The sequence below is a fragment of the Pseudomonas maumuensis genome, assembly GCF_019139675.1.
GTDB lineage: Bacteria > Pseudomonadota > Gammaproteobacteria > Pseudomonadales > Pseudomonadaceae > Aquipseudomonas > Aquipseudomonas maumuensis.
In genome coordinates this window covers 2,373,251-2,396,838 of the sequence record NZ_CP077077.1, presented here as the reverse complement: position 1 = coordinate 2,396,838, position 23,588 = coordinate 2,373,251, and the positions used below count along the sequence as shown (strand labels likewise).

Annotated in this window: 17 protein-coding genes and 1 tRNA gene; 13 read left to right on the top strand and 5 right to left on the bottom strand. The window is 63.0% G+C overall.

Features of this window, described 5'->3' with window-relative positions:
• Nucleotides 1-5 precede the first annotated feature (5 nt).
• Entirely contained in the window at nucleotides 6-5,156 is a 5,151-nt protein-coding gene (locus tag KSS90_RS10960) for a RecQ family ATP-dependent DNA helicase (protein WP_217869385.1), read from the bottom strand.
• Nucleotides 5,157-5,428: 272 nt separating this feature from the next.
• Here KSS90_RS10960 and KSS90_RS10955 point away from each other — a divergent pair, with 272 nt between their 5' ends.
• Nucleotides 5,429-7,183 carry a flavin monoamine oxidase family protein gene (locus tag KSS90_RS10955; protein ID WP_217869384.1) on the top strand — a complete coding sequence of 585 codons (1,755 nt, stop codon included), beginning with the start codon at nucleotides 5,429-5,431 and terminating at the stop codon, nucleotides 7,181-7,183.
• The gene (locus KSS90_RS10950) at nucleotides 7,180-8,859 is read left to right on the top strand and encodes an alpha-keto acid decarboxylase family protein (protein WP_217869383.1); all 1,680 of its coding nucleotides are present in this window, start codon (nucleotides 7,180-7,182) and stop codon (nucleotides 8,857-8,859) included. The genes KSS90_RS10955 and KSS90_RS10950 overlap by 4 nt, the downstream gene beginning before the upstream one ends.
• Nucleotides 8,860-8,941: 82 nt before the next feature.
• Here KSS90_RS10950 and KSS90_RS10945 read toward each other — a convergent pair whose 3' ends face one another.
• On the bottom strand, nucleotides 8,942-9,238 hold the full coding sequence (locus KSS90_RS10945) for a DUF3077 domain-containing protein (protein ID WP_217869382.1): 297 nt from the start codon (nucleotides 9,236-9,238) through the stop codon (nucleotides 8,942-8,944).
• A 398-nt stretch (nucleotides 9,239-9,636) separates the two neighbouring features.
• Between KSS90_RS10945 and KSS90_RS10940 the strand changes: the two genes are divergently transcribed.
• From KSS90_RS10940 to KSS90_RS10890, 11 genes are all read left to right on the top strand, one after another.
• Nucleotides 9,637-10,542, top strand: coding sequence for an AraC family transcriptional regulator (locus KSS90_RS10940; RefSeq protein WP_217869381.1), 906 nt, complete (start codon nucleotides 9,637-9,639; stop codon nucleotides 10,540-10,542).
• A 236-nt stretch (nucleotides 10,543-10,778) separates the two neighbouring features.
• Nucleotides 10,779-12,089 carry an ABC transporter substrate-binding protein gene (locus KSS90_RS10935; protein WP_217869380.1) on the top strand — a complete coding sequence of 437 codons (1,311 nt, stop codon included), beginning with the start codon at nucleotides 10,779-10,781 and terminating at the stop codon, nucleotides 12,087-12,089.
• Nucleotides 12,090-12,160: 71 nt separating this feature from the next.
• A complete protein-coding gene (locus KSS90_RS10930; RefSeq protein ID WP_038705865.1) occupies nucleotides 12,161-13,084 on the top strand; it encodes a carbohydrate ABC transporter permease in 924 nt (307 codons plus the stop codon).
• Between the two features lie 10 nt (nucleotides 13,085-13,094).
• Entirely contained in the window at nucleotides 13,095-13,928 is an 834-nt protein-coding gene (locus tag KSS90_RS10925) for a carbohydrate ABC transporter permease (protein WP_011533227.1), read from the top strand.
• A gap of 126 nt (nucleotides 13,929-14,054) precedes the next feature.
• Nucleotides 14,055-15,167 carry an ABC transporter ATP-binding protein gene (locus KSS90_RS10920; RefSeq protein ID WP_217869379.1) on the top strand — a complete coding sequence of 371 codons (1,113 nt, stop codon included), beginning with the start codon at nucleotides 14,055-14,057 and terminating at the stop codon, nucleotides 15,165-15,167.
• Between the two features lie 377 nt (nucleotides 15,168-15,544).
• A complete protein-coding gene (locus KSS90_RS10915) occupies nucleotides 15,545-17,020 on the top strand; it encodes a mannitol dehydrogenase family protein (protein WP_217869378.1) in 1,476 nt (491 codons plus the stop codon).
• A gap of 16 nt (nucleotides 17,021-17,036) precedes the next feature.
• The gene (gene xylB, locus KSS90_RS10910) at nucleotides 17,037-18,527 is read left to right on the top strand and encodes a xylulokinase (protein ID WP_217869377.1); all 1,491 of its coding nucleotides are present in this window, start codon (nucleotides 17,037-17,039) and stop codon (nucleotides 18,525-18,527) included.
• Between the two features lie 41 nt (nucleotides 18,528-18,568).
• Nucleotides 18,569-19,513 (top strand): carbohydrate kinase family protein, encoded by a 945-nt coding sequence (locus KSS90_RS10905; protein WP_217869376.1) that lies wholly within the window; start codon nucleotides 18,569-18,571, stop codon nucleotides 19,511-19,513.
• A 416-nt stretch (nucleotides 19,514-19,929) separates the two neighbouring features.
• Nucleotides 19,930-20,202: a colicin immunity domain-containing protein gene (locus tag KSS90_RS10900; RefSeq protein ID WP_217869375.1), complete on the top strand. Its 273-nt coding sequence runs from the start codon at nucleotides 19,930-19,932 to the stop codon at nucleotides 20,200-20,202.
• A gap of 181 nt (nucleotides 20,203-20,383) precedes the next feature.
• Complete coding sequence (locus tag KSS90_RS10895; RefSeq protein WP_217869374.1) at nucleotides 20,384-20,947, top strand: hypothetical protein; 564 nt, start codon at nucleotides 20,384-20,386, stop codon at nucleotides 20,945-20,947.
• Complete coding sequence (locus KSS90_RS10890; protein ID WP_217869373.1) at nucleotides 20,944-21,333, top strand: hypothetical protein; 390 nt, start codon at nucleotides 20,944-20,946, stop codon at nucleotides 21,331-21,333. The genes KSS90_RS10895 and KSS90_RS10890 overlap by 4 nt, the downstream gene beginning before the upstream one ends.
• A gap of 1,438 nt (nucleotides 21,334-22,771) precedes the next feature.
• On the opposite strand, the gene KSS90_RS10885 is transcribed toward KSS90_RS10890, so the two are convergent.
• From KSS90_RS10885 to ihfA, 3 genes are all read right to left on the bottom strand, one after another.
• Nucleotides 22,772-22,848 (bottom strand) — tRNA-Pro (locus KSS90_RS10885).
• A 99-nt stretch (nucleotides 22,849-22,947) separates the two neighbouring features.
• Nucleotides 22,948-23,304 (bottom strand): MerR family transcriptional regulator, encoded by a 357-nt coding sequence (locus tag KSS90_RS10880; protein ID WP_023629031.1) that lies wholly within the window; start codon nucleotides 23,302-23,304, stop codon nucleotides 22,948-22,950.
• Entirely contained in the window at nucleotides 23,285-23,587 is a 303-nt protein-coding gene (gene ihfA / locus KSS90_RS10875) for an integration host factor subunit alpha (RefSeq protein WP_009394049.1), read from the bottom strand. The genes KSS90_RS10880 and ihfA overlap by 20 nt, the downstream gene beginning before the upstream one ends.
• Between the last annotated feature and the right edge of the window lies 1 nt (nucleotide 23,588).

Genomic DNA, 23,588 nt, shown 5'->3' with positions numbered 1-23,588 from the left:
CACGGTCAATCCTGCAGCGGTACGCCGCTGATTCGCGGCACCACCAGTTCCCAACGTTCACACCTGAGCCGCTTGCGATACTCCTCCTTGCTGTCCTCATCGTAGCGGACCACGATATCGGCGACCTCGCACTGTTCGACCGCGAAACCAGGCTTGAAGGCTTGCGCGGTCCTGCCCACTTCTCGTCCCGCCTCGTCCAGCATCAGGTAGCGCACACCGTCGTGCTGGAAGCGCAAGCGCGCACCCGGCCTGATCTCGCGCAGGGCTGCATGCATCTCATGCTGGCCCGGTTTGCGCCCGGGGTGGTCAATGTCGATGTCCTTGAGGCTCAACTGCTGGTACCGGGTATCCAGCGCCGGTCGATGAGGGGCGCTAACCGCCTGGCGCGGCACGTTCGCCGGCAGGCATCCACTGAAGGGGTTGCTGGCGTTGAACTCGCACAGCGTCAGTGTCTGCTCGGCGCGCGTCATGCCCACGTAGTAAAGCCGCCGCTCATCGTCGAGCGTCTTGGCCTGGGTGTTCCAGCCGCCATCGAGCAGGACGACATGGCGGAACTCCAGGCCTTTCGCCGAGTGGACCGTTCCCAGGTATAGCCCTTTGCACCGCTGCTGACGCATCTCCCGGGCGTAGTCGTATAGCCAGTCGACAATTTTCCCACTCGGCAACTCGCCATCGCCCGACTCCATTTCGAGCTGCTCGAAGGCCTCCTCGAAAAACTCGCTCCAGTACACATCGAGCACTGATCGCGCCTGCTCGAGCGCCTGGCGGGCGGTCAGGTTCTGCTGGTGCGATCCAAGCAGATCCACCACCGCGACGAAGGCCCGCTGCCGACTCAACTGCACGCCGCCGTCCTTGTCCGACGCCAGCTGATAGGGGATGCCGGCCTGCTCGCACCATGCCTGGACTGGCCAGAGGAACTGGTGGGTGCGTGACAACACCGCGCAACCGTCCCACGCGCCCTGCTCCAGCTCCAGCAGCCGCTTCAACTCGAGCATGGCGGCCTGCGCCTGGCGGTTGCCGATGTCACGGTCGCCGGGGTCGATGGACAGGCGCAACACCTGCCCACGGCGCTGCGGGTCCAACGCCTCCCACTGACCACCGGGGGCTTCCCCCAGGCGTCGTGCGTCGATGGTGATGGGCCGCAGTTGCTTGAGGCGCTGCGAATTGCAACCAATCAAATGATTGGCGGCCGCGATGATGTATCCGCTCGAACGATAATTTTCCACCAGGTATGCGTTGTCGGCGTGGTAGTCCGTGAGGAAGTCCTCGATGTACTGGTTGTTGGTGGCGCGCCACGCATAGATGTTCTGGTCGTCGTCACCCACGGCCATGATGCAGGGTCGGCCTTCCTCGGTGGAGCCTCGCTCGGCCAGGGCGCTGACCAGGCGGTACTGGAGTTCGTCGATGTCCTGATACTCGTCCACCAGGATGTAGCGATAGCCGCGCAGCAACAACGCACGCAGGTTGTCATGCTCCTCGCGATCGTCATCCCGGTCGCTCAAGGCATCCTCCTCTTCGACCACTGACGGCCCCTCGAGCAGCGACACCGCGTCGGCCATCAAGCCTTTGAGCACCTTCTCGTCCACCTGCTCGCCGCGCTGGAAGCGTGTGCCCGTCAAGCGCATAGCCAGGCTGTGGTAGGTCATCACGCTGACCCCATGGGCATCGGCCCCCACTAGCGCCAGCAAGCGCTTGCGGATTTCGTTGGCGGCATGGCGGTTGAAGGTCAATGCCACCACGGCCCGCGGCGGCACGCGCCTGACTCGCAGCAGATAAGCGATGCGGTGTACGATCACCCGCGTCTTGCCAGAGCCTGGCCCGGCAAGCACCAGGGTGTTGCTGTCTTGCTCATCGGTGACGATATCGCGCTGGGGCGGGCTCAACGCCTCGACGATCATCTGCCACGACGCCTCGCTGGTCGCATACCTGAGCACGTTTTCGCGGCCGGCGAAGTAGTCGCGCAGGAACTGCTCCTTGGTCAGCGTGAAGTAGTCGGCAAGCAGTTGCCGCGCCTGTTTAGGTTCATGCAACGCCAGCTCGGCGTATTCGCGCATCACATGCACCTGGATGCGCTTTTCGCGGTAGTGCTCGTCGAGGCGCTGATAGTCTTCGTTGAGGTACTTGTTGCGCCCCGCCACGGCCTTGATGGTCATCGCCCGGCGCATCACGGTCATACCCTGGTTGAGGGTGAACACCTCCTGACGATGGAGGAACAACAGCACACGCTCGATGTACTTGTCACGGTGCTTGCTCACGCGCAGGCCAAGCTCCAGGTCATCCTCGATCAGCTTGACCAACTCGCCGAACGTGGCCTCGATCATGATTCGCTTACCACGCGTGCTCACACGCTTGAGCAGGTGGGTCAGCAACGTGCCGGCGATCAGCCCACGTGTTTCACTGTCCTGCACAAGCCCCTGCCAACCGTGCTTGTGAATGATTTGCACGCTGATGTAGTCATGGCTCAGTTGCCTGAGCTCGAAACTGCTGGTTCGATTGGCAGGACCATCGCGATCGGGCGCCAACCCACGCAACAGGCGCAGGACATGCAGAGGCAGCAATTCCTTGCGTTGCAGGCGATCCTTCAGGGCGGCGGTCAGCGCCGTGACGTTGATGTCCTTCCAGCCAGCGTTGACGGCGTCCGGCGCCTGCTCGGCCAGCGTCGCGAGCAGCGCTTGCTCCAGGCTGCGCAACTGCTGCAGACGCTGCAGCGAGGGATTGGCCACACCATAGGCGAGCATCACGGTGAAACGTGCATCGTTGGCCAGCAGCCCCTGCTTTTCCAGGGCCTTGAGCGTCTGGGCCACCTCTTCCGGCTCAAGGCCGGTCAATTTGCCCAGGTTGGTGGTGTCGACACGTTCGTCGGGCGTGGCCTCATGGAGGTAGCGCAGAATCGCCATGTATTCGGCACGGCGGCGCTCGGACAATTTCGCGTCCCGCAAGCGCTCCTGCGCCTTTTCGAGAGATACCGCGGGTTTGGCAGGAAAGATCTGCGTGTGATTTTCCTCCCGCTTGAGATAGTCACCGCGATCCAGCCAGGCGATGGCGGTCACCACCTTCGTCTCGGCATCGGCGGCATCGGCATCGAAGGACGTGTGAACGTTGCCATCCATCAGGATCTCACCGGCAGTGATGACCAGGTCCCGGCCTTGACGGTTCTCATAGTCCTTACGCAGCTTATCGAGGATTTGCTGGATATCGCGCTGACTTACACAACCCCGCTCACAGAGCCCGAACTGTGTCTCGATGTCCTGCGGGTCATACAGCAGCACACAGTGTGCTGTGACATTGTCGCGCCCGGCCCGACCTGCCTCCTGCAGGTAGTTCTCCAGCGACCCGGGAATGTCTACATGCACCACCAGACGGACATCCTGCTTGTCGATCCCCATGCCAAAGGCGTTGGTGGCAATGATCGTCTTGACCTTGCCATCCATGAAATCGTTCTGGATCGTCTGCTTGCTCGACGACGACAGCCCTGCGTGGAAGTGCCGACAGGCCAGCCCCTGGTCGCTCAGGAAACGAGCCAGGTCCTCAGCCGCCTTGCGACTGGCGACGAAAACCACCGCGCCGCCCGGCTGGTCGCCCAGGTAGTCCTCCAGCAAGCGCAGCACCCGTGGCCACTTCTCGGCACGGTTGCAGGCCATCACCTCGAGGTTAAGGTTGGTACGCTCATGGCTGCCGAGGAATTCCTCGAACTTGACCCGCAGAGTCTCCTTGAAATGACTGCGGATGTCCGCCAGCACCTCCGGTTTTGCCGTGGCGGTGAAACAACCGATGGGCGCTGGCTTCCTGCCACCGCTGTACTGTGCGATGTAGCGGGCGGCGTAGAGGTAGTCTGGGCGCAAGTCATTGCCCCACTTCGAAAGACAATGGGCCTCATCGAAGATCCAGCCACCCACCTGGCGCTGCTCGATGGCACTGCGGAACGCCTTGTTGCGAAACTGCTCGGGTGACACCAGCAGAATGCCGATATCGCCCAGCCGAACCTTCTCCAGTACCTCCGCCCGCTCCAGCATGCTGAGCTGGCCATTGAACATTTCGGCACACTGGATACCCTTGTCCCTCATGCCATCAACCTGGTCCTTCATCAGCGATTGCAGTGGCGAGACGATGATGGTCAGGCTGCCATTGCGATGGAATCGGTTGAGCGCCGGCACCTGGTAGGCAATCGACTTGCCCCCGCCGGTAGCCATAACCGCCAGCACATGCTTGCCACGCATGCCGGCCAGGGTGATGTCGCGCTGCAGGCTTTGGCCGTTCGCGTCACGCCGAAAGTCCGGGTGGCCGAAATAGCGCTTGAGCTCGTGATGAGGATCATGGGTGGTGAGGCAGTACTGGCAATCCTCGCGGGCACAAGGAACGTCGCGCAACTGGGCAATCAACTCGCCTACCCTGGGGAACTGGTGCCTGACCCAGGGCGCCAGTACCGAGTTGCCTCCCGATACGCGCAACCACGCCAGCGCATACGCCAGCGACAGGTGCTGACTGCTGTCAAGCAAGTCCTCGTCGAGCAACTTTTCCAACCGCTCGCGGCATACCTTGAGGTCGCGCTTGGCCTGGCTGTCGGTGTCCGCCAGCTGCTGCAGGATCAGCGGCCTGATCTCATCCACGCCAACCGATGCACGCCCCGTGAGCGATGCGAACAAACCGGCATCCTGCGCCGAAGTCGGCGCCAGCAAGGCCTGGTAGCACAACAACTCTGCAGGCTCTGTCTGATACAACTGCGCGAACGCCTCACGCTGGTCTTGGAACAGGGTGAGTGTCAGGTGGCAATCGGCCAACGGCGAGTTGAGGGTGTCGCGTACCAGTTTGTAGTCTTTCACCAGGCGGTGATAAGGATTGCGTGGGAATGCCAGAGGGGACAGATGCAAGGTATCGATGGCTGGCAGCTCATGCAGCGCCAGGGTGGACGCCTGCTGGCGCAGGATTCGCAGGTCATGCTGGATAAGGTTGTGGCCCAGCAGGCAGTCGGCACCCTCGACCATGTCATCCACCTTGGCCAGCACCTGGGGCAGGTCCTTGTCCACATTGCACTCGAGCTCGACCTCGAGATCCTTGCGCAGCGCCCCCACTTTGAAGATCTGTTCCGGTTTGCCCGGTTTGGCGGGGTTGACTTCCAAGTCGACGACCAGACTTTTTTCCTGGGTGAACGAGAACATGCCTACGCAATCCTTGCCTGAGTGTTACGAAAAACGACAGATTACAGGCAAATTGCCACCAGCAGTACCCTGGGTTGGCGCGTCGGGATCAGCTGGCACGCATTAGCCGAGGCCCGCCAGAGCCCCCTGATTGGACCGCTCGCGCAGGGTATCCAAAGGGGCTGGAGCAATCCCCACTATTTGATAGTGGCAAACTGGCATTCCGCCAAACCTCGACAATACTGGCTCGTCACATGGATTCCTTGCCCACACACAACAAAAGGGAATTTGCGATGAGCCAGCCCCAACCCTTGGACGTCGCCATCATCGGCGGCGGTGTCTCCGGTACCTACAGCGCCTGGCGCCTGCAACAGGCCCACGGCGACAGCATGCGTATCCAGTTGTTCGAATACGGCGACCGCATCGGCGGGCGGCTGTTCAGCGTCAAGTTGCCCGGCCTGCCCAACGTGGTCGCCGAGGTGGGCGGCATGCGCTACATGCCCGGCGCCGACGGCCATGTGATGGTCGACACCCTGGTGCAGCACCTGGGCCTGCCGAGCAAGGACTTCCCCATGGGCAACGAACTGCCCAAGGACGCGCCCATCGGCGCCCAGGACAACCTGTTCTACCTGCGTGGCCAGCGCTTCCGTTTCCGCGACTTCGTCGAGGCGCCGCACAAGGTTCCCTACGACCTGGGCTGGACCGAGCGCGGCTACAACCCCGAAGACCTCCAGGTCAACGTGATGAACAGCATCTACCCCGGTTTCGACAAGCTGAGCCTGGCCGAGCAGATGCAGGTGCAAGTGTTCGGCAAACCGATCTGGCGCTACGGCTTCTGGGACTTGCTCTACCGCGTGCTGAGCAACGAGGGCTACCAGTTCATGAAGGACGCCGGCGGCTACGAGGCCAACGTCGCCAACGCCAGCGCCGTGACCCAGCTGCCCGCCACCGAGTACAGCGACGCCACCGTGTTCCGCACGCTCAAGGATGGTTTCCAGAGCCTGCCGCTGACCCTGGCTCAGCGTTTCAGCGAACAGGCCGGCGGCCTGGTGCCCGCCGATCAGCGTATCCAGATGAACCGTCGCCTGGCCGCCCTGAGCTACAGCGACGACACCGAGTACCCCTACCGCCTGCACCTGCGCCACACCGAAACCGTCAACGGCAAGACCCACGACCTCGAAGGCGAGGACATCATCCACGCCCGCCAGGTCATCCTCGCCCTGCCGCGCCGCGCGCTGGAGCTGATCGACTCGCCGCTGTTCGACGACCCGTGGCTCAAGGACAACCTCGGCTCGGTGCTGGTGCAGTCGGCGTTCAAGCTGTTCCTGGCCTATGAGCAACCCTGGTGGCGCAACCTGGGCCTGGTGGCCGGGCGCTCGGTCACCGACCTGCCCATCCGCCAGTGCTACTACATGGGCACGGAGTGCGATCAAGCCGGTGGCGAGAACACCTTCAACTCGCTGCTGATGGCCTCCTACAACGACATCGGCACCGTGCCGTTCTGGAAAGGCCTGGAAGACGGCCCCGAATTCATCGGCTACACCCCGCGCAGCCTCGAAGGGCGCATCGCCAACGATGCGGTGGTGCCGCGCACGCAATTCCAGATAAGCGACGAAATGGTGCGCATTGCCCAGCGCCAGGTCACCCAACTGCACGCCCAGGTCGAACTGCCGGCGCCCTACAGCGCCGTGTACCACGCCTGGGACGCCGACCCGTATGGTGGCGGCTGGCACGAGTGGAAGGCCAACTACCGCCTGGACCTGATCATCCAGAAGATGCGCCATCCGGTGAAAGACCAGCAGGTGTTCATCGTCGGCGAAGCGTATTCCTATGGCCAGGGTTGGGTCGAAGGCGCGCTGACCACCGCCGAGTCCGCCTTGCAGGAGTTCTTCGAACTGCCGCGCCCCAACTGGCTGCCGGCCAGCTACCAGCTGCTGCCGACCCCGGCACCGGAAGAGATCGACTACGCCACCCCGCCCATGCCCAGCCATGCGCCGCAGGTGCTCGACGACATCACCCAGGCCATCTGCGCGGGGATCAAGCCATGAGCACTTTTACCGTGGCCGACTACCTGCTGACCCGGCTCAAGGAACTGGGCCTGGACAAGGTGTTCCAGGTGCCGGGGGATTACTGCTCCAAATTCATGAGTGCCCTGGACGCCTTCGACGGTATCGACGCCGTGGGCGAAGTCTACGAGATGGGCGCCGCCTACAGCGCTGATGGCTATGCCCGGGTACATGGCCTGGGCGCGGTGTCGCTGCAGTACGGCGTGGGCACCTTCAGCGCGGTGAACGCCATCGCCGGTGCGTACGTGGAGCGCAACCCGGTGGTGGTGATCTCCGCCAGCCCCTCGACCAGCGACCGCCTCAAGGCCAATGCCCAGAACGTGCTGTTCCACCATTCCACCGGCAATTTCGAGGCCGACCGCAACGTGCTGGAGCAGGTGACCGTGGCCTGCGAGATTCTGTCCGACCCGCACCGCGCGCCCTGGCAGATCGACAATGCGCTGATCGCCGCCCTCACCCACCGCCAGCCCATTTATCTGGAGGCCTACCAGGACATCTGGGGCGCCGAAGTCAGCCGCCCCCACGGCCAACTGACCCCGGCGCCGCGCCCGTCCAACCCCCAAGCCTTGCAAAGCCTGGTCGAGGCCACCGTGCAACGCCTGGCCACGGCGCGCCAGCCTTTGGTACTGCTGGGCGTGGAGATCATCCGCTACGGTTTGCAGGACGCCGTGCAACGCCTGATCGACAGCTGTGGCCTGCCCTTCTCCACCACCCTCGACGCCAAGACCGTGCTCGACGAAAGCCAGGCGCCGTTCATCGGCACCTACGCCGGCCCCGCCTCGCGCCCGGAAACCTCGGCGCGGGTGGATGCCTGCGACTGCATCCTGGCCATCGGCGTGATCTTCACCGACGACTACCTCGACCTGCTCAAGGCCCGCTATGGCGAAATCGTCCAGGTGAACTGCGAGCTGGCACGCGCCGGCGCCGACTACTACCCCAACGTGCGCCTGCCCGACTATGTCGAGGCCCTGCTCAAGGCCCTGAAGGTGGACACCCAGTTCCCCCGACCGAGTACCGCCCTGGCCGCCTCGCGCCCGCTGCTGGGCAGTGGCGCGGTGCCCAGCGCACTGAGCTATGCAAGCTTCTTCGACAGCCTGGTGAGTTTTGCCCAGGAGCATCGTCTGTGGCAGACCAGCACGCTGATCCTCGGCGAAAGCTCGTCGCTGTACGTGGCCAGCAACATCAATGGCATGCCCCGCGGCAGTTTCATCTCCGATGCCATCTGGGGCTCGCTCGGCCATGAGACCGGCTGCGCCCTGGGCGTGGCGCTGGGTAGCGGCCGACGCCCGGTAGTGGTGGCCGGCGATGGCGGGTTCATGATGGTCAGCCAGTCCCTGGCGGCGCTGGCGCGCAACAAGATCAATGCCGTGGTGTTCGTGATGAGCAACCAGGTGTATGCGATCGAGCAAGCCTTCGTCGACCCTGACGCGTTTACGCCCGACGGTGAATTCGCGCCGTTCGATACCCTGCCCGCGCTGGACTATACGGCGCTGGCAACAGGTTACGGCGCGCTGGGGTATCGAGTGGAGACGGTGGAGGAGTTGGAGCGGCTGCTGCCACAGTTGCTGATGGTGGTGCAGCGGCCGGTACTGGTGGAGGTGAAGATTGCCGAGAAGGATTTTGCCGAGCAGATCAAGCGGTTGGCTGGGGTGAGTTGATTGCTCGAGTGATCGGCACCTGCCGCCAAACAAAAAGCCGCTTTCGACTACTCGAAAGCGGCTCTTGTACTGGCTGCGATGCTCAACCGTCGCCTTGCCCTTTGTGTACCGGCAACTGCCCATCGATCATCGCCTTGGCCAACCCGCTGAGGTAATACGTCGCGCGCATCAGCGTCTGCGCCTCTTTCGGCTGGCTCAACGCCTGGTGCGTCAGCCCGGTGATACAACCCAGGATGATCGACGTTTCTTGCAGCACTTGCGCCGTCGACAACCCCGGTACCGCCTGCACCCAGTCACGTATCGAACGCTGCCGAGCGCGCCCGGCCAGGCTGACGATTTTGGCTTCGCCGTTGTCCTTTGCTTGCTCATCCTTGTCCATTGTCCCTCCCCAAAAAAAGAAAGAGCCCGCCGCGTCTTACCGTCCAAGGCCAGCGGGCCAAACCGCACGATCCTTGTGCGGCGCTCTGCCCAAAAGCCCAGCCAACCCCAAACGGTGAAACACGACGAGCAGGGCGAGACTAAAGGGCCGATCTACGCGCTACAACGGCTGGGCGGTTGGAAAAGCCACCTTTGGGAAAAGGACTACGCAAACAAAGGAATAAAAGTTGTAGGAGCCACGGAATTTGCCTTAGCGAATGCCTGCATAGGCCCACCGCAAGGGGCCCTCCTACAGCATTTTTCATATCCTGAAGAGGTTGCCGTACCTGCATAGCGCCTCTGCCCTACGCCGCCGCTTCAGGCTAGGATGACATCTCGCCCCCAGGCCCAGCCACCGCCATGCCCAGAACGAGCAAAGTCACCGATCCATCCTACGAGTTGATGGACGACCACGAAGGTGCCTCGCTGATCTACCGCCAGCACGGCTTTCCCAGCCCGCTGGTGCGCTGGCACTTCCACAAGGAGTACGAACTGCACCTGATCGTCGCCAGCGCCGGCAAGGTGTTCATCGGCGACTACATCGGCAACTTCGCCCCCGACACGCTGTTCCTCACCGGCCCCAACCTGCCGCACAACTGGATCAGCCAGGTCGGCCCCGACGAAGTAGTCGGCAAGCGCGACATGCTGGTCAACTTCACCGACGAGGTGCTTGAAGAGGGCTGCCAGGTGTTCGCCGAGCTCACCCAGCTCGCCCCGCTGCTGGCCCGGGCACGCTATGGTGTCGAGTTCCGCGACCCAGCGCTGATCAAGGAGAGCCGCCAACTGCTGCAACGCATCGCCGATAGCCGCGGCATGAGCCGCCTGGGATACTTTTTTATCCTTATGGAGCAGCTGGCCAGCTGTGACGACTACCAGTTACTGTCAACCGTCACCTCCTCGCAGCTGGCCGACGAGCACAACGTCGAACGCATCAACCGGGCGGTGGACTACATCTTCCAGCACTACGCCCAGGACTTGAGCCAGAACGATGTCGCCGAGCATCTTGGGATGACCCCCACCTACTTTTCGCGCTTCTTCAAGCAGGCGGCTGGGCGTGGCTTCGTCGAGTTCGTCAACCGGCTGCGGGTGAGCAAGTCGTGCGAGCTGCTGGCCAAGGGCGAGCTCCCGGTGACCGAAGTGTGCTTCGAATCGGGCTTCAGCAACCTGTCGAACTTCAACCGACGCTTCCTGCAACTCAAGGGCATGACCCCTTCCGACTACCGCAGCCTGGTGACCCAGCGGCTGACCGAGCAGAACCGCGCCTGAGCCTTGGGGCTGCGTTGCAGCCCATCGCCGGCAAGCCGGCTCCCACCCCTACCGCAGCGCCTTCAAGCCAGCGCCATCCCTGTGGGAGCCGGCTTGCCGGCGATGGGGCGCGCAGCGGCCCCTGTTCAAGCACTGCAAAAAAGTATCAGCCAAGGTGCAGGCGAGGCTTTGTCGTCATCGCCCTGCACGGGTGTAATCAGCGCCGAGCGATACAAAAACAATAAGGGAGTTCACTGATGAACGACTCGATCAAGGCCTGCCTGGCCGCCGCCTGCCTTAGCCTGCCGCTGCATGCCCAGGCCGCCGACACCCTGACCATCGCCACGGTCAACAACAACGACATGATCCGCATGCAACGCCTGGCCAAGGTGTTCGAGCAGCAGCACCCGGACATCCAGCTCAAGTGGGTGGTGCTTGAAGAGAACGTGCTGCGCCAGCGCCTGACCACCGATATCGCCACCCAGGGCGGCCAGTTCGACGTGCTGACCATCGGCATGTACGAAGCCGCGCTGTGGGGTGCCAAGGGCTGGCTGGCGCCGATGACCGACCTGCCCGCCGACTACAACCTCGACGACGTGTTTCCCTCGGTACGCAACGGCCTGTCGGCCAACGGCACGCTGTACGCCCTGCCCTTCTATGCCGAAGCCTCGATCACCTACTACCGCAAGGACCTGTTCGAGCAAGCCGGGCTGAGCATGCCCGAGCAACCCACGTGGACCCAGCTCGGCGAGTTCGCCGCCAAGCTCAACCACCCCGATCAGGGCCAGTACGGCATCTGCCTGCGCGGCAAGGCCGGCTGGGGCGAGAACATGGCGCTGATCGGCACCGTGGCCAATGCCTTCGGCGCACGCTGGTTCGATGAGCAATGGCAACCCGAATTCAGCGGCAGCGAATGGAAGAACGCGCTGAATTTCTATGTGAACACCCTCAAGCAATACGGCCCGCCCGGCGCCTCCAGCAACGGCTTCAACGAAAACCTCGCGCTGTTCAACAGCGGCAAGTGCGCGATGTGGGTCGACGCCAGCGTCGCCGGCTCGTTCGTCACCGACAAGACCCAGAGCAAGGTCGCCGACCAGGTCGGCTTCACCTTCGCGCCCAAGGAAGTCACCGACAAGGGCGCCACCTGGCTGTATTCCTGGGCGCTGGCAATCCCCACCAGTTCCAAATCCAAGGACACCGCCAGGACGTTCGCCACCTGGGCCACCTCCGAGGCCTACGGCAAGCTGGTGGCCGAGAAAGAAGGCGTGGCCAACGTGCCGCCCGGCACCCGCGCCTCGACCTACAACGACGCGTACCTGGCCGCCGCGCCATTCGCCAAGGTCACCCTCGAATCACTCAAGCGCGTCGACCCCAACCACCCCACCCTCAAGCCCGTGCCCTACGTCGGTATCCAGCTGGTGACCATCCCCGAGTTCCAGGCCATCGGCACCCAGGTCGGCAAGCTGTTCGCCGCCGCCCTCACCGGGCAGATGAAAGTGGACCAGGTGCTGGCCTCGGCCCAGCAATCCACCGAACGCGAGATGAAGCGCGCCGGTTACCCCAAGTAACCCGCAGCGCCCCCCGACCGCGCCGAACCCCGGCGCGGTGACCGCCCCTTTTTGCCGCACACGGAGTCGCCATGAACACATCGGCCCTCGACACCCCGAGCCTCGCCACCGCGCGCCCCGGCAAACGCCGCGTCGGCCCCGGCTGGTTCCTGGTCAGCCCTTCGGTGGCGCTGCTGCTGTTGTGGATGATCGTGCCCCTGGGCATGACCCTGTATTTCTCGCTGATCCGCTACAACCTGCTGTACCCCGGCGAAAACCAGTTCGTGGGCCTGGAGAACTTCGCCTTCTTCGTCACCGACGCCGGCTTCATGCCCGGCGCCCTGAATACCCTGACCTTGGTCGGCAGTGTACTGGCGATCAGCGTGGTGCTCGGCGTGCTGATTGCCGCGCTGCTGGAGGCCGGCGAGTTCTGGGGCCGCGGCGTGGTGCGGGTGCTGCTGATCTCGCCGTTCTTCATCATGCCCACGGTCAGCGCGCTGCTGTGGAAGAACCTGATCTTCCACCCGGTGTCGGGCATCCTCGCCGCCGTGTGGCGCCTGTTCGGCGCGCAACCGGTGGACTGGCTGGCGCACTACCCGCTGCTGTCGATCATCCTGATCGTCTCCTGGCAATGGCTGCCGTTCGCCATCCTGATCCTGATGACCGCCATGCAGTCGCAGGATCTGGAACAGAAGGAAGCCGCGCGCCTGGATGGCGCAGGCCCCTTGGCGATCTTCTGGCACCTGACCCTGCCGCACCTGGCGCGGCCCATCGCCGTGGTGGTGATGATCGAGACCATCTTCCTGCTGTCGGTGTTCGCCGAGATCTTCACCACCACCAGCGGCGGTCCCGGATACGAGTCCACCAACCTCGCCTACCTGATCTACAACCAGGCGCTGCTGCAGTTCGACGTCGGCATGGCCTCGGCCGGTGGCCTGATCGCCGTGCTGATCGCCAATATCGCCGCCATCGTGCTGGTTCGCATGATCGGCAAGAACCTCACCGCGCGCAGCTGAGGAGCCCGCCATGCTGACACTCAAGCAAACCCGCACCCTGAAGAACGCCCTGCTCGGCCTGCTGTGCTGGGCCATCGCCCTGGTGATCTTCTTCCCGATTTTCTGGATGCTGCTGACCAGCTTCAAGACCGAGCTGGACGCCTTCGCCACGCCGCCGCAGTTCATCTTCGCGCCGACGCTGGAGAACTATCTGCACATCAACGAGCGCAGCGACTACTTCGCCTACGCCTGGAACTCGGTGCTGATCTCCTTCTCGGCGACCCTGCTGTGCATGCTCATCGCCGTGCCAGCGGCGTATTCGATGGCCTTCTTCGAAACCCGCCACACCAAGCGCACGCTGCTGTGGATGCTGTCGACCAAGATGCTACCGCCGGTGGGCGTGCTGATGCCGATCTACCTGCTGGCCAAGCAGTTCGGCCTGCTCGATTCGCGCCTGGCGCTGATCATCGTCTACACCCTGATCAACCTGCCGATCGTGGTGTGGATGGTGTACACCTACTTCAAGGACATCCCCGTGGACATCCTCGAAGCCGCGCGCCTGGACGGCGCCGGCACCTGGCAGGAGATCGTCCGCGTGCTGCTGCCGATCGCCCGCGGCGGGCTGGCCTCGACCCTACTGCTGTCGTTGATCCTGTGCTGGAACGAGGCGTTCTGGTCGCTCAACCTGACCTCGTCCGCCGCCGCCCCGCTGACCGCGCTGGTGGCCTCCTACTCGAGCCCCGAAGGACTGTTCTGGGCCAAGCTCTCGGCCGTCTCGACCCTGGCCTGCGCGCCGATCCTGATCTTTGGCTGGATCAGCCAGAAGCAGCTGGTGCGCGGGCTCTCCTTCGGTGCCGTGAAATGACCTGGCTTCGCAATTCCCTTGTGGGAGCTGGCTTGCCAGCGATGGGCCGCAAAGCGGCCCCTTTGCCAGCCAGTGATCCCCACAGCCCCTCATTCAATCAACCGGCCACCACAGAGGTGACTAGCCATGGCTGACCTGAAAATCCGCAACCTGCACAAAGGCTTCGATGGCCACGCCATCATCAAGGGCATCGACCTGGACGTGCGCGACCGCGAGTTCGTGGTGTTCGTCGGCCCCTCCGGCTGCGGCAAGTCCACCCTGCTGCGCCTGATCGCCGGCCTCGAGGAGGTCAGCAGCGGCAGCATCACCCTCGACGGCGCCGACATCACCGACACCGCCCCGGCCAAGCGCGACCTGGCCATGGTGTTCCAGACCTACGCCCTGTACCCGCACATGACCGTGCGCAAGAACCTGTCGTTCGCCCTGGACCTGGCCGGCGTCGCCAAGCACGAGGTCACCGCCAAGGTCGACAACGCCGCGCGCATCCTCGAGCTGCAACCGCTGCTCGAGCGCAAGCCGCGCCAGCTCTCCGGCGGCCAGCGCCAGCGGGTGGCGATCGGCCGTGCCATCGTGCGCAACCCGAAGATCTTCCTGTTCGACGAACCGCTGTCCAACCTCGACGCCGCCCTGCGCGTGCAGATGCGCCTGGAGCTGGCGCGCCTGCACCAGGAGCTGGCCGCGACGATGATCTACGTGACCCACGACCAGGTCGAGGCCATGACCCTGGCCGACAAGGTGGTAGTGCTCAACGGCGGGCGCGTCGAGCAGGTCGGATCGCCGCTGGAGCTGTACCATCATCCGGCCAACCTGTTCGTCGCGGGATTTCTCGGCACGCCGAAAATGGGCTTCCTGCGCGGGCACCTGAGCCGTAACCAGGGCAACCAGTGCGAGGTGGCACTTGAATGTGGCGCCCGCATTGCCCTGCCGCTGTGCGCGGGCGAGCTGCATACCGGCAGCCAGGTGACGCTGGGGATCCGCCCCGAACACCTGAGCATCAGCCCGACATGCCAGGGTGCGGCGGGCTCGCTGCAGGTGACGGCCGATGTCAGCGAACGCCTCGGCAGCGACAGCTACTGCCACGTACGCGCCGCGTCCGGCGAAATGCTCACCGTGCGCGTGCGCGGCGACTTCGCGCCGGGGTATGGCGATGCGCTGGAGTTGGGATTTGATCCGAGCCAGTGCCATCTGTTTGACAGCAATGGGCAGGCGCTCGACAAGCGTCTGCAGCAGGTGGCCTGAGGTGTTCGGCGGGAGGGTTGTGGCGCCTATGAGATCGAGCGCCGCCCGCGCGGCGCATCGCCGGCAAGCCGGCTCCCACATTTGTTTCGGGCCAGTCAATCCTGTGAGGTCTCCACTGTCCGCCTTGGTGCATGTCTCAAGTCTGGTGGTGCGGCATCAGCGCCAATGCTGAAACCGCGTCGTACAAACAAGGCGGACAGTGGAGATGGACCAGAAGTAACTGGCCCGAAACAAATGTGGGAGCTGGCTTGCCAGCGATGCGCCGCGCGGGCGGCGCTCGATCTCGAGAGCGCTACAAAACTACCGCCAAGCACCTCGCCGCCATCACGCGATCAACAGCCTCAACGGCCTACGACCTCGAAAGGAATGCCCCCAGCATGAAACTGAACAAGCCCAACCTAGACCACCTCCCCCCCACCGTCGCCCGCCCCAGCTACGACCCAAGCCAATTGCGCCAGGGCATCGTGCATATCGGCGTCGGCGGCTTCCACCGCGCCCACCAGGCCGCTTACACCGACGCCCTGATGAACCTCGGCGAAGGCCTCGACTGGGCAATCTGCGGCGCCGGCCTGCGCCGCGAAGACCGCGCCATGCGCGATGCCCTGGCCGCGCAAGACCACCTCTACACCCTGTTCGAACTGGGCGACCAGCCCGACACCCAGGTCCGCGTGATCGCCGCGATCAACGGCATGCTGCTGGCCGAGGACGGCGCCGAAATGCTGCTGGCCAAGCTCGCCGAACCCGGCATCCGCATCGTCTCGCTGACCATCACCGAAGGCGGCTACTGCATCGACGACAGCACCGGCGAATTCCGCGCCGACCTGCCGCAGATCCAGCACGACCTGGCCAACCCGCAAGCCCCGCAGAGCGTGTTCGGCTTCCTCTGCGAAGCCCTGCGCCGCCGCCGCGAGGCCGGCAGCGGCCCCTTCACCGTGATGTCCTGCGACAACCTCCCGCACAACGGCGACGTCGCCCGCAAGGCCCTGCTGGCCTTCGCCCACCTGCAGAACCACGACCTGGCCCGCTGGATCGACGGCCACGTCAGCTTCCCCAATGCCATGGTCGACCGCATCACCCCGATGACCAGCCCCGCCCACCGTCAGCAGTTGCTCGAGCGCCACGGCGTCGACGATTCCTGGCCGGTGGTGTGCGAGCCGTTTTTGCAATGGGTGGTGGAAGACAAGTTCGTCGCCGGCCGCCCGGCCTGGGAACAGGTCGGCGTGCAGTTCACCGACGACGTCACGCCCTATGAAGAAATGAAGATCAAGCTGCTCAACGGCAGCCACCTGGCCCTCACCTACCTGGGCTTTCTGCAAGGCTACCGCTTCGTCCACGAAACCCTCGCCGACCCGCTGCTGCAGCGCTACATGCGTACCTTCATGGACCAGGACGTAACCCCGCAACTGGCCCCGGTTCCGGGCATCGACCTGACGCGCTACAAGCACAGCCTCACCGAGCGTTTCGCCAACCGCGCCATCGCCGACCAGCTGGAGCGCGTGTGCTCCGACGGCTCGTCGAAATTCCCCAAGTTCATCGTGCCCACCGCCAACCGCCTGATCGCCGACCGCAAGCCCGTGGAGCGCGTGGCCCTGGTGGTAGCCGCCTGGGCCTTGTACCTGCGCGGCGAGGATGAACGGGGCACGCGCTACAACATCCCCGACCCCCGCGCCGCCGACTGCCAGGCCCGGGTGGCGCAGCGCGACGGCCTGGCCACCCGGGTGCTCGGCGACGAGACGATCTTCGGCAGCACGATCCCCGCGTCCAAGGCTTTCGTCAGCGCCTTCGAGCGCCTTTACGACAGCTTGCGCGAAGTTGGCGTGAGTGAAACCCTGCGCCAGGTCCTCGGCGACTGACACGGAGGCTTTCGAAATGGACGGACTGTTCCTCGGCATCGACTGCGGCACCCAGGGCACCAAGGCCCTGGTGCTGGACGCCAGCAGCGGCCAGGTGCTGGGCCTGGGCAGCGCCGCCCATGCGCCGCCCCAAGGCCGGGATGGCCGGCGCGAGCAGGATCCGGTCGACTGGCTGCAAGCCCTGCGTGCGGCGGTGTCCGCTGCCTTGCGCGAAGCCGGTGTGGATGGCCGGGCCATTCGCGCACTGGCGGTGTCCGGCCAGCAACACGGCCTGGTAATGCTCGACGCCCAGGGCCAGGTGCTGCGCCCAGCCAAGCTCTGGTGCGACACCGAGAGCGCGCCCGAGAACGAGGTTCTGCTAGATGCACTGGGTGGCGCCCAAGGCTCGCTCGAACGCCTCGGGCTGGTGATCGCACCGGGCTATACAGTGTCCAAGTTACTGTGGACCAAGCGCCATCACCCTGAGCTGTTCGCCCGTCTCGCCCATATTCTGCTGCCCCACGACTACCTGAATTACTGGCTGACCGGTCGCGTCTGCACTGAGCCCGGCGATGCTTCCGGCACCGGCTACTACGATGTGCGCCGACGGACCTGGGCGCCTGATGTGCTTCAGCACATCGAGCCGGGCGAGCGTCTTTTGGCTGCGCTTCCTGAGCTGGTCGAATCTGGCGACTGCATCGGCTCCTTGCGCGAACAAGCTGCCAGCACGCTCGGCCTGAGCTCGCAGACATGGGTGGCCAGCGGTGGCGGCGACAACATGCTCGGCGCCATCGGCACCGGCAATATCGCCCCCGGCATGATCACCCTGAGCCTCGGCACCTCCGGCACCCTGGCCGCCCATGCCGACCAGCCCCACGTCAGCGCCCAGGGCGAAGTGGCGACTTTCTGCGCCTCCAGCGGCGGCTGGTTGCCGTTGATCTGCACCATGAACCTGACCAGCGCCAATACCTTGGTTCGCTACCTCCTGGAACTCGACCTCGACCAATTCACCGCCCTCGCTGCCCAAGCTCCGGTTGGCGCCGACGGCCTGCTGATGCTGCCATTTTTCGACGGCGAACGTGTACCCGCGCTGCCCGCAGCCACCGCCAGCCTGCACGGCATGACCAGCGCCAACCTGACCCGCGCCAACCTGTGCCGCGCCGTGCTCGAAGGCACCTGCTTCAGCCTGCGTTACGGCCTCGATCTGCTGCGCGCCAGCGGCCTGCAAGGCAGCGAAATCCGCCTGGTCGGCGGCGCGGCGAAAAGCCCGTTGTGGCGGCAGGTACTGGCCGACCTGCTCGGCCTGCCGGTGGTATGCCCCCAACAAACCGAAGCCGCCGCCCTCGGCGCCGCAATCCAGGCCGCCTGGAGCCTCGGTCGCCAGCTGGGCCAGGGCGACAGCCTCGAAACCTTGTGCCACCGCTGCGTCGCCCTCGACGAAAGCACCCGCACCCTGCCCCGCCCGGCGCAACAGGCCGAGTACGAGGTCGCCTATCAACGCTACCGGGATCAACTGCCTGTGCGCTGAGCGCAGGTATCCTTCCCTTGTCTTTCGTTTTGGAGAACTGCATGTACCTGGTGTGTGGCGAGGCCCTGTTCGATGTCTTCAGCCTGGAAAACAGCAACCGCAGCAGCGAGCTGGGGTTTACCGCGATTGCCGGCGGGTCGCCGTTCAACGTCGCCGTCGGCCTGCGCCGGCTGGGCGTGGAATCGGCGTTGTTCGGCGGGTTGTCCAGCGACTACCTCGGTGCCCGATTGCGGCGGGTGCTGGAAGAGGAACGGGTGGACTGCCGCTATGTGGTGACCAGCGCTGCGCCGACCACCCTGGCCATGGTCGGGCTGGATGCCAATGGCTCGGCGCAGTATCAGTTTCGCGGTGAAGGGTGTGCGGATCGGCAGGTGAAACTGGAGCATCTACCCGAGCTGGATGAGCGTGTGCGGGGGTTGCATGTGGGCTCTTACACCCTTGTGGTGGAGCCCGTGGCCGATACGCTGATGGCGCTGGTGGAGCGCGAGCGGGACCGGCGCTTGATCAGCCTTGATCCGAATGTGCGGCTCAATCCGCAGCCGGATGTGGCGCTGTGGCGGCGCCAGGTGGAAGCCTTTGCCGGGCATGCGCATGTGATCAAGGCCAGTGAGGAAGACATCGACATCCTCTATCCAGGTCGAGAGACGCGTGACGTGGCCCGAGGCTGGTTGAACGAACGCTGCAGGCTGGTGTTCATCACCCATGGTGCTCACGGTGCCAGCGTGCATTGCGCCCATGGGTCATGGCAGCGGCCGGCGGATACTTCGTTGCCGGTTAGCGACACAGTGGGTGCTGGTGATACTTTCCAGGCGGCGGTGCTTGCCTGCCTGTCGCGGCTGGGCAAGGACAACCCAGCAGCGTTGGCAACGCTCGATCGCACAATGATCGACGCAGTACTGAGTTACGCAATCCGTGCTGCAGCGATTACCTGTTCACGGTCTGGGCCGGTACTGCCGTTCGAACGCGAGCTGACACCCTTGAACTGAGAGGCCGATTGGCTTCATCGAAGAGGGGCAGCACCCTGCCCCTTGAGCTCGTCGAGGAATTTGGCAACCCGCTTGGCATCTTTTCCATGCTTGGCCATGACCGCAAGCTTCGACAATCATCGCGTCGAAACGACCGAGAGAAAGCGGACAGCCAAGCAGCGCTCAGTCGTTGACTACCCTCATCGTCCCTGACTGCACATCTCAACCTTCGAGCGGATCGCCACGCTCACGACTCGCTTGCGCCCAGGCCCGAAGAAGGGCCAACACAGCACCGCCTTTTCGTCATTACGGAACACGCAGTTTCACTCTGAACGGGTGAGATTTCCGAGGCTTCTTTAAGCGCTTTCCAGACGTAGGCATTTACCGCGGCATATACACTTTGCAGACGAAACCTATATCAGCACAGGCGTACTGAAATGAGCATGGTCTTAATAGATTTGGCCAAGTCGTTCATCCGATCGGAAATCACTGCAGACACCTTCGAGGCGCAGTTTTTTGAAATCTGGTACCAAGAGGGAACGTCAGGTCTTCTGGCACAGGACTCCCAGGAAATCAAAGACTGCCTAAATGAACTATTCGATTTTGCCGAACGCTACACATCCGATGCTGACAAAAAAGACTATGAATTGGATCAAGAGGCATTGAGTTCAGAAATCAAAAAAACATTAACGCGCTGCGGCCTCCTATAATGCCCGCGCCCTGAATAAGATTTTCATCCTGGGGCAGTGGCGATGAAGCATGGCCCCACTCACTTTTCGTGTAAGTCTACGTGCTACAGGCCTCTGGCCATTAGCACAAGCGCCCTAATCGACCCTGATCCCCCAGGCCTCGTATAGTCCTCCTGAATTACAAAAACCAGGAAAGGACTCCATGGGTCGCAAACTTCCATTCCTCTGCCAATGGCTGGCCATCCTGGCCCTCATCTGCAGCACCCCGGCCCTGGCCGCACCCGCCTCGGGTGACTACTGGATCATCTACGGCAAAGGCGAACGCCTGCACAACGAGGTGTACGTCGCTGATGCCGCCGGCATCCTGCAGAAGCCCGACGGTGTGCAATCGGCCCAGGTCATGCAGCTGTTCGAAGACCCGGCCTTCCCGACCCTCGCCGCCTACGAGGTGCAGGTCAAATGCAAACAGCGCCAGATCCGCCTGGACAGCGCCCGGGCAATACGTCGCTTCGACGGCGCCGTGAGGGATGTGAAAACCAACGTCCACGGCTGGGTCGCACCGAAGGACTACTGGTTGCAGCGCACCTTCGCCTTCGTCTGCGCCCCCGACAACCGCGCGCGCAACCAGATGCTGTCGATAGGCAAGATGCCGGCGGCGAAGATGGTCGCCACCATCCAGGCCATGTTCATCCAGTTGATTGGCGTGCAGGCCAACAGCCAGGCGGTACAGGAGCTGGACGACATGCTGGCGAACACGCCACGATGAACACGCGCCCGCTGTTGATCCTTGGCCTGTTGCTGCCGACGTTGGCCGGCTGCATCCCGACCCTGCCGGAGCTGATGGCGGGCAACCAATGGCAAGGCCGCGACGCCAAGCAGGCCATCGACTTCTTCGGCCCGCCCATGCGCATGGAGCCACTGCCCGACGGCGGTGGGGTGCAGTTGGGCTGGTACCGCGATACCACCTACGTGCAAAAGGAGGTGGTCGGCAGCACCGCCGAGATGCAAGGCAACGTGATGGTCCATACCAACTACTGGGATGACGTGGCCCATCCTGGCGGCTGCACGATCCTGATGTCGGTGAACAAGGCGCGGCAGATCAATGATTTTTCCTCTAAGGGCCGTTGTAACGGGGTGAACCTGGCGCCATAACGGCTAGCCGAACCTGGTGGCAGGCATCCAGACCAACAGCGTGACAGCGATCACCGAGTATCCTCGCAAGAACATGGACGCCGCCGAGCTCAAAGCGGACCGCGAGCACAATGAGGCTATCCACAAGCGCATGGCCGTGGCCTTCGACCGGAGAAGCACGCACATGATTCAGCGGATCCGGGGGGTTGAAGTCATTCTTCCAAATCAGCTTCGAGCGGCGCCCCATGCTCGATGTAACCGAACCACTCGAATTGCCCAATCGTGGCTAGGGCAGCGACTAGGATTTCGCGCCCCACTTCATCGTACTGCTCAACGCTTGGACACAGTTCAAAGGTACAGCAGCAGCTGTTGGAGTCGTAGAAAAGGCTGTTAACACGGCTCTGCAGCCGCCTGCCACTCCGGCGCTGCCCGCCAGCACCTCAAGCCTAGCCTGAAGACTCAGACCTATGGCAGTACTTCTCATGCTCCTGCTGAGAGTGGCAACCCTGGTCGCAGTTCAGGTAGTTATCCCAGCTCTTACTCCAAACACGAAGCCCGGCAAAGGAAGCCGCAATGAACAACCAATTCCATGGCGAAGATGTCAAATAAGCCATGACAAAGCATCCCACACTGATAGCGATGCCACTCCAGAACCGTGTTTTCGAAAATACTTTGGCCATTACCAGCTTTCCCTGCTCATGAAGCGGCTAAGCTTACCACCCGCTTGTGTAAACCACTCATAGCGCGCTGCCCGCCAGCGCCTCAACGTTTGCCATGAAGCTCCGGCGGCCAAGCGCTGAAGAACATGTACACGCCTGGCCCACCTATCCAAGCCCAGTTGATGCTTGGCCAAACTGCCGTCGCAGCGATCCAGGCGACGATCAGAGTTACCCCAGTGCGCCGACGGCGCCTTGGAGTGAGCCACCCCAGCAAAGCCTTATGCCTCTCCCGCAACCCCATTACCACTCTCCTTGTTTGGTAAGCGGCGAAGCATACCAGCAAGAATCACTGCGCGGCTCTGCCCGCCAGCGTCTACCTACACGTCGTGCAAAACAAGACGGATAAATCGTCCGACTCAGGTTGGCTGAAGTTAAAGGTCACAGACCGACTGAGCGAAGTTCTCTCCAGGTGCCAGGATGACACTTTGTCTCTTTACTTGGTGCGTTCCACTGGTTGTTATCGCGACCTCAAAGAGGAAGAGATGCCAGGGTCTCATAAGGTGCTCGCTCTTTCCCTTAACCTGTACAAGCGCGCAGGAAAAGACAGCCAGAGATTACCGGACATGCCACTGAAGACATGACCAGGAAATACTAGAAAGGACACGAGGATGTGGCGTGGTCTAAGGTCGGGACTGACCTGGATATCGGCGAAATCGCCGGATAGTTTTGCGCCCATTTTGCGCAGGTAACTCCATAAAAAAACCAGCCACCGCTAAGTGACTGGTTTTCTTGGAGTATTTTGGTCGGGACGGAGTGATTCGAACACTCGACCCCTTGCACCCCATGCAAGTGCGCTACCGGGCTGCGCTACGCCCCGACATCATTCTCGATACTGCTGAGAACGTTGAAGAATTTAACCTAACCTTTTGAATAATGGAAGCTTTTTTTCAAAAATTTCCACTCGTCGCCAACCAGGTCACTTCTTGAGCACCACCAACACATCCTCCAACTCCGCAATCATCTGCCGAATCAGCTGCTTGTACTGGCTGGACTCATCCTTGACCTCATCACTGGAGAGCCGTAACCGCGCTCCGCCAATGGTAAAGCCCTGGTCATACAGCAAAGCGCGGATCTGGCGGATCATCAGCACGTCCTGGCGCTGATAATACCGCCGGTTGCCACGGCGCTTCACCGGGTTGAGCTGCGTGAATTCCTGCTCCCAGTAGCGCAGCACGTGCGGTTTTACCGCACAGAGCTCGCTGACTTCACCGATGGTGAAGTAGCGTTTGCCCGGGATGGGGGGCAGCTCGTCGTTATGGCTTGGTTCCAGCATAGGCCTCTACCCGGGCTTTCAGCTTCTGCCCTGGACGAAAGGTGACGACGCGGCGCGCGGTGATCGGGATCTCTTCCCCTGTTTTAGGGTTGCGGCCCGGCCGCTGGCGTTTGTCGCGAAGGTCGAAGTTGCCGAAACCGGACAACTTGACCTGCTCGTTGTCTTCAAGCGCGTGCCGAATTTCTTCGAAAAACAGCTCGACCAGCTCCTTGGCCTCACGCTTGTTAAGCCCCAGCTCCTCGTACAGCCTTTCGGCCATCTCAGCTTTCGTCAGAGCACCCATG